Consider the following 6,385-nt stretch of genomic DNA (forward strand, 5'->3'; position numbering starts at 1 on the left):
GCAGGCCTGTAAGGCCGATCCTGATCATGCCGCCTCCTCGATGGTGAATTCGATGGTGACGATCTTCTGGTGCGGCAGCGGCCAGGCGATATCACTGGTGATCGCACCCTCGATCCTGGGCGCATCGAGAATGACCAGGCTGCCATCAGGGAAATCGCCGCGCAGCGCCGGCCGGACGTTGAGCACGCCGCCACCCATCAGCACCTGGCCCGAATTGCGGACGTTGTGCAGGTAATGGATGCCGTCGGGGTCGACGACGCTGACCCAGAACCCTTCCTTCCACTGATAGCCGGTTGTCATGCCCCGGACCGGCAGCGAGGTGCCTGCGGCGCCGGCGCCGTTGATAACGGTATTGCCGGGATCGCCCTGGTCGACGCCGGTCAGCGGAAACGGCATCCGCAAGCCGTCTTCCTTGGCCTCCAGCAGCCGGCTGATGAACACGCGCGCGATATCCGCCGGCATCGGCGGATAGGTGACCTGGGCGCCCATATGGCCGCCCGGCCGGTTGATCCGCGTGATCGTCGCGCGCGTCGGCGCCCGCTGCAGCAGGCCGGTGTCGACATAGAACGGCTCGACCAGGCGGACGCCGGGCAAGGCGGGCAGGATGACCGTCACAGCTTCCACAGCCCGGATTGCTTCGCGAGCGCGGCGCCGCCCTTGGCGCCCACGCTGGCGGAAACGGTATCGCGCGCCTCGATCTGCGCCCAGAATTCGGGCGTCATCAGGTTGCCGCTGAAATAGTTGTTCGTGACGCCGCCCAGCTTGTGGTTCGGAATGACACTCGCGCCCCTGCGCATGTTGACCAGCTCGGGCCCGCGCTCGCCGACCAGGGCAAGGCCGCCGGGGTGGAATGAGGTGCCGGCGGCGTAGGCGGGAATCCTGCTCGAGGCGTTGATGCTCGCGGCGATCTTGCCGCCGAAGGCGCCGATCGATCCGAGCTGCAGGCCGAAGCCGATGACCGAGCCGAGAATGTCAAGGAAGCCGCCGCCCTTGATCGCGTCCGCCATCCGCTGCAGCGCGCCGATCGTCGCGTCGGCCGTGTCCTTGAACGATTTGACGATGCGGACGTTCGCTGCCTCGATGTTGTCGGAGGCCAGCCAGGCGAAGCCGGTCATTTTTTCGACCTGCTTTTGGAGCGCGGCGGTATCGATCGGCGCCGAGACGGTGACGTCGTCGCGCTGGAACGGCAGGCCATAGTATTCGAGCGAGAGACGGCGGCGCGCTTCGTCCGCCGTAGCGCCATCAATCTGCCCCGCGCCCTGGCTTGCTGCGATCGCTTTCACCTGTCGCTGATATTCGCGCAGTCTCGCGACCTCGGGAAACAGCCGGTCGAGGATCGGCTGCACCTGCTCGGCCAGGGCCATGAACGCCTCTTGCGTGCTCTTGGCGGCCACCTTCGCCTTGTCGACCATGACCGCGTCGAGCCGATCCATCTGCGCGGCGATGCCGTCGACCATATCCGGGATGTAGCTGTGCCCGACCACCGCGTCGTAAAGACCGAAGAATGCGCGCTTGACGGTGTCGATCTTGTCGGTGACGATGCCCCAGACCTGCCCCAGCTTGTCGACCACCCAGGTGCGGATGGCGGTGACCATCTTGCTCACATACTGGGGAACAACAGTCGTTAGGGTGTTCCAGTCCCTAACAATCTGGTCGATCCATTGGCCCTGCGCAACGTTCGCGTCGGCCGCGGCCTGGTCAAGCGTGTCCCATATGCGATTGATCCAGTCGTAGACCGAGCGCAACGCTTCGCCCAGTTCGCGCAGATCGCTAGTTTTCTCGCTCGTCATCCACGCTGGGATTTCCATCTTCTGGGTCCAGCTGGGCGCATCCTGCACCTTCATGAAGCCGTCGTAGAGTTCTCCAAGACCGATTGCGGCCTCGCTCAGCGCAGGCTTCACGTCTTTCCAGTTGGCAGCGATGAGCAAGCCGGCCGCAACGAACACGGCGATCATGGGCAACATCGGCGCCAGCGTGCCAGAGAGCCCCATCAACGCGACGCGCGCCGCTGCAAGGCCGGAGAATGCTTGCACCAACTGCCCGACGATGATCAGCGCCGGCCCGACAGTGGCGGCCAGCGCGGCCATGATGGTGGCGAAGCGCAACACCTCGGGGTTCACTTCGGACAGCTTATCGACAAACCCGGTCAGCGCGATGACGATATCGGTGACGAACTGGAGCAGGCCCGACTGGCCGATGCGGATCGCCAGCGTCTCGGCCGCGCCTTTCAGCTGTTCAAGCTGGCCGTTGAAGCCCTTGAGCCGCTGGGCCGATTGCGCTGCGGCATCGGTTTTGTTGATCGCACCGCGAACCCTGTCCAGCCCGGCCGCGCCTTCGTTCATCAGCCCGATGGCCACGCGCAAGGCATCGGTGCCAAATATTTCCTTCATGACCGACAGGCGCGCTTCCTCGTTGAGGCCGCCCAGCTTGGTCTTCAGAATCTCGGCAACTTCGGCCATCGATTTCAGGTTGCCCTGCGCATCGTAGAATTTGAGGCCGTATTGCCGCATCAGCTCGCCCGCCTTCTTGGTGGTCGGGTTGAGGCTGATCAGGAACGTCTTGAACGCGGTGCCCGCGTCGGAGCCGCTGGCGAACAGCGGAGAGACTGACGCAAGAGCAGTCGCGAAATCCGCGAAATCGACACCAGCCGCGCCGGCAACGCCGCCGCCCTGGCCGATCGCCAGCGTGAAGTCTTCGAAGCTCAACTTCGATTCGTTAACCGCGCCGGTGATCTGGTTGACGACGATAGGGAGATCCTTCGTCGTCAGGCCGAACTGCGCCATCACGTCGGTAATTGCGTTCGCGGCAGGCTCCAGCTCCGATCCGGCGGCCGATGCCAGATCGACCGCCGCCTTGGCCGCGCCGTCAAGGATCTGCCGTGCGGTCAGGCCATTCTTGGCCAGCATGTCCATCGCATCAGCGGAAGTGGACGCACCGAACGTGGTGTCCTTACCCAGCTGCAGGGCAAGGTCCGACATTTCCTTCATTTCCCCGGCTGTGCCCTGCGTCGAGATCGACACGCGGTTCATCGCGGACTCGAAGGTAGACGACGCCTTGATCACGCCGGCGCCCATGGCGAGGATCGGCACTGTGACCGCCGCGCTCAGCTTTCCGCCCAGATCGGTCATCGCACGGCCATAGCGCTCGATGTTCCGCTGCAACTGGCGCGCGCGCCGCTCCGCCGCTGTCGCGCCACGTTCGAAGCCTGCGCTGTCGAGGCCGAGCACGACGCGCAGGGCGCCGATCAATGTGCTCATGTCAGGCGGTTCCTTCCAGCTTCGGCTTGAGCGCCGCTTTCCAGAGCCGCAACGAGTGCAGCATCTGCGCGTCGGACTGCGGAGCAGCCGATGTTTCGGCAGCGCCGGTCATCTCGGCCAGGTCGGGGAAATGCTTTGCGTCCATCCGGCTGAGCGATGCGATGTGCCAGGCCATCCACCCGCGCCGTCTTATGTAGGCCCGGCGGGCAAGCCAGAGCTGGCGCGGCGTGGCCTGCCAGAATTCGGTAAGAGTGAGCCCGGCCTCTAGCGCGCCTTCGAGCGCTTGGTCCCAGTCGAAGCCTTTGCCCGCTTCGCCGGGCTCGCCACGTTTCCCTCCGCGTCCGCGTCCGCGTCGGGCATGGCGGACGCCACCGCCACGCCGAGTGACTTCTGCACCTCGGCATCGATCGCCATCTTCACAGCCGCCTCGGCGCTGATCTCGGGATGGTTCTTGTGCAGCCCGGCCTGCATCAGAAACGCCAGGTGGCTGAGCATGGGCATGGAGCCACCCAGCCTCGCCGCCTCGAGCCGCTGAAGCGCTTCGAGAATCGACACGCCCGCCTTCATCTCGAAAAAGGCAATGGCCTCCATGTCGAAAATCAGGGTGTGATCCACGCCTTCGTAGGAGAAGCCGGCCCTGCCGGTCGGGCTGCCCATCAGGCTGACGCCGCCTGCGAGAGCGGACCGCTGACCTTGATCGCGCCGCTCGCGGTCTGCTTGCCCGTGGTCGGGGCCTCATCCGGGCCATAGCTGGTCAGATAGCCCGAGAACTCGATATCCTCGGTCCCGGCGGCCGACTTCACCACGATCTTGAAGTCGCGCAGCACGCCATCGGTCACCGCGGTGATCATCGCGTCGTCGCCGGTGCTGCCGGCGATGTAGTGCACCTGAAAGGGCACCTCGCCCGGATCATAGATGCCCTCGACCAGAAACTCCTGCGCGCCGGCAGTGCTGTCATGGGAAGTCGCGTCGATCGTTTCGCGCGTTATGGTGGGAGGCGTCACGGTCAGCAGCTCGGCCACCTTCACCAGCACGCCGGCAGCCGGACCCATCCAGAGCTGCTTGCCGAAATTCGTCTTGGCAGCGGTAGTCATCGTCACTTCTCCTCATAGAAGAACAGGAATTCGAGCTGGCGCCGGAGGCGGGCAACCCCGCCGCCCAGCTCTTCGGCGTCGAAGGTTCGGTCGGCGGCAAGTTGCGCCGGGTGGAAGATCACGCCCTCGACATCGGCGGGGCGGTGCATTTCGCAGATGATGGCCCGGGCGAGCGCCATGACCTGAACGGCGTCCTCGCCCTCGACGTCGAAGCGGACGCGCGGCTCGTTGAGCCCGTCAGGTCCGTCGTGGGTCCATTCCTCGCCAGCCGAGATCAGCCGGAGCGCGACGCGCAGCCCGCTTTCGCCGCGATTGAAGCCGAACCAGCTATATTGGACGCCGGCATAGAGCGCGACGTCGGGCGCGCCTTGCAGGCGACCGACAAGCGCCTCTTCCATCGGCATGGCTCACCGCCTTCCGTCGCGGCGCGCCTGGCGTTCGATACCTGCGCCCAGTTCGCGCGCGATGGTATTGACGGCAGTCTGACCACCTTGGGCATCCCATGCGCGGGTTAGTGCCGGGTTCGCGTCCTGGCGCAGGCCCAGCTCTTCCTGAAGGCCTGCCGGATCGGCGGTGCCGATATTGATCTCGATCTCGCGTGGGCTGGGTTTGGGCGTCATCCTTTTCTGGCGCTTGTTCAGCCGGGACCGTGGACCCATCGCCTCATTTTCCACCAGCGCGCCCGATGCGACCGTCGTGCCAGCCTTGTAGGCATCGAGGATCGGCTTGCCCGCCTTGCGCAGCGCCTGCATTCCGATCCGCTTCGCAATAGCGGTCGACAGGTTCAACAGGGCGCGCTCAAGCTCTGGGCCGCCCGTCATCTCGAATTGCCGGCGCGCCATGTTCAGGCCCCGCCCGCTTCGGTCTCGTCCTGTCCGCTCAACCCATCGGCATCCGATTTGCCGGGGTGAACGACCAGGATGCCACGCTTCGCAAGGTGGGCCACTTCGGCGGGGTCGGCGGTGCGATTGTGGTTCTTGTGATAGCGGTATCGCACCGCCTCGCCGTCGACGATCTTCTCGCCCCAGTGGGAACGCACGACCTTGTATTTCACCAGTTCGGACATGGTAGCCTCCTGATCAGCCCCGCGAAGCCGTCGCGGTGAAGTCGATCTCGCGCGGTCCCTGCCCGATCGGCACGATGCCGGTGATGTCCCAGGCGAGGCCGTCGTGAATGATCCGGTCCTCGACGGTGATCGTGCGCGTCAGGCTATCGGCGAGCACGTTGAACGTCGCGACCTGGACGGCCTGCTCGACGGCGGCCGCGCGCCGTTCCGAGCCGGCGCCGAAGAACACCGCCGCGAACCGCGGCGTCCCGATCCGCGCCCAGCTCTTCGGACCCTTCGTCCCGAGCTGCGAACGCACGATCGTGGCCCGCTCGAATGCGATTCGAGCGAACCTTTTTCCCGCCGGCGTCATGATCGGCTCAGACTCGGCGAGCCCGGTCATCATCGAGAAGATCGATGACCGTTTGTGGTACCGGGCCTTCCTCGCGATCCAGGAACCAGCTGGCGACGCAGATCCGCACCGCGTGCAGCACATGGTCCGGCGTGTCGGGCGCCGCCCCGTCCTCGTCCAATGCGAAGCCCACCTGGGCCGAAACGCTGATCGCGCCGACGGCGCAGGCAGCACTCGGCCAACACGCGCCTATCGCGGGCACCAGGCGCACGGTGCCATGCTTCTCTGTCGCCCGAAAATCGGTGAAGGTCTGCTCGGCGCCCGAGGCGTCCAGATAGCGAATCTCGATGCTCTCGAGATCCACGGGGCGAAGACGAAGTTCGAGCTGTCGGCCGAACACGTCGAAACGGAACGTTTCGGAACGCTGCCCGGCGACATAGCCCGAGAGCCGTTCGACGTGGCGGCTCGCCGCGTCAATCAGGCGCTGGATCGTCGCGTCCTCGTCCGAACTGTCGACGCGCATCTGCGCCTTCGCATCCGCGAGGCTGATAAAACCGGCCATGTGAGCTCCGGGGGCAGGAGGGCCAGCCGGCGGCCGGCCCTCACTCGGTTCAGACGGTCGGCGCGTCGTCCGCGC

10 protein-coding genes are annotated in these 6,385 nt (G+C 65.5%); all 10 read right to left on the reverse strand.

What is annotated here, in order from left to right; translation table 11 throughout:
* Nucleotides 1–24 precede the first annotated feature (24 nt).
* Entirely contained in the window at nucleotides 25–624 is a 600-nt protein-coding gene (locus PYV00_RS09125; protein ID WP_275227960.1) for a hypothetical protein, read from the reverse strand.
* Nucleotides 612–3,257 (reverse strand): phage tail tape measure protein, encoded by a 2,646-nt coding sequence (locus PYV00_RS09130; protein WP_275227961.1) that lies wholly within the window; start codon nucleotides 3,255–3,257, stop codon nucleotides 612–614. Before PYV00_RS09130 ends, PYV00_RS09125 begins: the two co-directional genes overlap by 13 nt.
* Before the next feature lies 1 nt (nucleotide 3,258).
* The gene (locus tag PYV00_RS09135) at nucleotides 3,259–3,432 is read right to left on the reverse strand and encodes a hypothetical protein (protein ID WP_275227962.1); all 174 of its coding nucleotides are present in this window, start codon (nucleotides 3,430–3,432) and stop codon (nucleotides 3,259–3,261) included.
* A gap of 89 nt (nucleotides 3,433–3,521) precedes the next feature.
* Nucleotides 3,522–3,914: a hypothetical protein gene (locus tag PYV00_RS09140; protein WP_275227963.1), complete on the reverse strand. Its 393-nt coding sequence runs from the start codon at nucleotides 3,912–3,914 to the stop codon at nucleotides 3,522–3,524.
* Nucleotides 3,914–4,351: a phage tail tube protein gene (locus PYV00_RS09145; RefSeq protein ID WP_275227964.1), complete on the reverse strand. Its 438-nt coding sequence runs from the start codon at nucleotides 4,349–4,351 to the stop codon at nucleotides 3,914–3,916. Before PYV00_RS09145 ends, PYV00_RS09140 begins: the two co-directional genes overlap by 1 nt.
* A 2-nt stretch (nucleotides 4,352–4,353) precedes the next feature.
* On the reverse strand, nucleotides 4,354–4,755 hold the full coding sequence (locus PYV00_RS09150; protein ID WP_275227965.1) for a hypothetical protein: 402 nt from the start codon (nucleotides 4,753–4,755) through the stop codon (nucleotides 4,354–4,356).
* Nucleotides 4,756–4,758: 3 nt separating this feature from the next.
* On the reverse strand, nucleotides 4,759–5,193 hold the full coding sequence (locus PYV00_RS09155; RefSeq protein ID WP_275227966.1) for a hypothetical protein: 435 nt from the start codon (nucleotides 5,191–5,193) through the stop codon (nucleotides 4,759–4,761).
* 2 nt (nucleotides 5,194–5,195) lie between these two features.
* Entirely contained in the window at nucleotides 5,196–5,417 is a 222-nt protein-coding gene (locus PYV00_RS09160; protein WP_275227967.1) for a hypothetical protein, read from the reverse strand.
* Between the two features lie 13 nt (nucleotides 5,418–5,430).
* Entirely contained in the window at nucleotides 5,431–5,799 is a 369-nt protein-coding gene (locus PYV00_RS09165) for a head-tail adaptor protein (protein WP_275227968.1), read from the reverse strand.
* A partial coding sequence (locus PYV00_RS09170) for a head-tail connector protein (protein WP_275227969.1) occupies nucleotides 5,777–6,385 on the reverse strand: 609 nt, incomplete at its 5' end. The genes PYV00_RS09170 and PYV00_RS09165, both read right to left, overlap by 23 nt.

The sequence above is a fragment of the Novosphingobium album (ex Liu et al. 2023) genome (assembly GCF_029076845.1).
Taxonomy (GTDB): domain Bacteria; phylum Pseudomonadota; class Alphaproteobacteria; order Sphingomonadales; family Sphingomonadaceae; genus Novosphingobium.

What these genes read in the sequence shown, in the direction of transcription:
- PYV00_RS09130 (WP_275227961.1), bottom strand. Translation starts at nt 3,257, where the DNA reads ATGAGCACATTGATCGGCGCCCTGCGCGTCGTGCTCGGCCTCGACAGC.
- PYV00_RS09135 (WP_275227962.1), bottom strand. Translation starts at nt 3,432, where the DNA reads ATGGCCTGGCACATCGCATCGCTCAGCCGGATGGACGCAAAGCATTTC.
- PYV00_RS09140 (WP_275227963.1), bottom strand. Translation starts at nt 3,914, where the DNA reads ATGGGCAGCCCGACCGGCAGGGCCGGCTTCTCCTACGAAGGCGTGGAT.
- PYV00_RS09145 (WP_275227964.1), bottom strand. Translation starts at nt 4,351, where the DNA reads ATGACTACCGCTGCCAAGACGAATTTCGGCAAGCAGCTCTGGATGGGT.
- PYV00_RS09150 (WP_275227965.1), bottom strand. Translation starts at nt 4,755, where the DNA reads ATGCCGATGGAAGAGGCGCTTGTCGGTCGCCTGCAAGGCGCGCCCGAC.
- PYV00_RS09155 (WP_275227966.1), bottom strand. Translation starts at nt 5,193, where the DNA reads ATGGCGCGCCGGCAATTCGAGATGACGGGCGGCCCAGAGCTTGAGCGC.
- PYV00_RS09160 (WP_275227967.1), bottom strand. Translation starts at nt 5,417, where the DNA reads ATGTCCGAACTGGTGAAATACAAGGTCGTGCGTTCCCACTGGGGCGAG.
- PYV00_RS09165 (WP_275227968.1), bottom strand. Translation starts at nt 5,799, where the DNA reads ATGACCGGGCTCGCCGAGTCTGAGCCGATCATGACGCCGGCGGGAAAA.